The organism is Streptomyces sp. 13-12-16 (assembly GCF_002114215.1).
Classification (GTDB): Bacteria; Actinomycetota; Actinomycetes; order Streptomycetales; family Streptomycetaceae; genus Streptomyces.
Map to the genome: position 1 here is coordinate 10358 of NZ_NCTE01000972.1, position 423 is coordinate 10780.

Below are 423 nucleotides of genomic sequence, written 5' to 3' on the forward strand. Positions count from 1 at the left end.
CGGAACTCAAACGCCGGACGGGCTGACTCAGCCCGTCCGGCGTTTGAGCTTCGGGACCGGGTCATGGTGTCCGGATAGCGGATCCCGCGTGCTTCTTTCGGACAATCAAGCCCCAGCCCCGCTCTTTCCGTTGACTGGCTCAACCATCACTGTGAGTCTTCTCGCCACTCCGACATGCTCATGCCATGTCAATCCTGCGTGGCTCACCCCACAGCCACCTCCCGGAGGAGACAAGGTGAAACGAAGATTCGCCGTGGCGGGCATCTCGCTCGCTGTCGTGCTCGGCTGCGGCACACTCCCCGCCGCGGCCACCGGCTCCGCGCCCGCCGCGAACACCGCCGCCGCCGCGCCCGACGTCGACGTGACCAAGGTGAGGGCGCACCTGAGCGAACTCAGCGCCATCGCCGGACGGAACGGCGGGAA

At 66.9% G+C, this 423-nt stretch carries 1 pseudogene; it reads left to right on the plus strand.

The window, feature by feature from the left end:
• Window positions 1-235: 235 nt before the first annotated feature.
• Window positions 236-423 (plus strand): annotated as a pseudogene (locus B7767_RS45115) (hydrolase); the annotation flags it as partial.